Below are 235 nucleotides of genomic sequence, written 5' to 3' on the forward strand. Positions count from 1 at the left end.
GCAGACGCCTGCGAATCCACCCATCCAGATGTTTCATAGGCTTAGGAAAATCAGCCACTTTAAAGTAGTGGAACCAACCTCTAGAAGCCTGATTAAGTTCTCTAACCACAGTATCAAATTTCACACCTCTGCTTCTTTTAGTAATAAGGCGAACCTTATCTTTGAAGCGAGAGATAGAAGCTTTGGCAATTGTAGTAGAGCCATCTGCCAATAAAGTAAATCCTAGGAATTTACG

1 protein-coding gene is annotated in these 235 nt (G+C 41.3%); it reads right to left on the reverse strand.

The window, feature by feature from the left end:
* Positions 1-235 (reverse strand): group II intron maturase-specific domain-containing protein (locus L8D11_RS05700; protein WP_272906070.1); only part of this gene is annotated, 235 nt, incomplete at both ends.

This window comes from Candidatus Bandiella numerosa, assembly GCF_021811875.1.
Taxonomy (GTDB): Bacteria; Pseudomonadota; Alphaproteobacteria; order Rickettsiales; family Midichloriaceae; genus Aquirickettsia; species Aquirickettsia numerosa_A.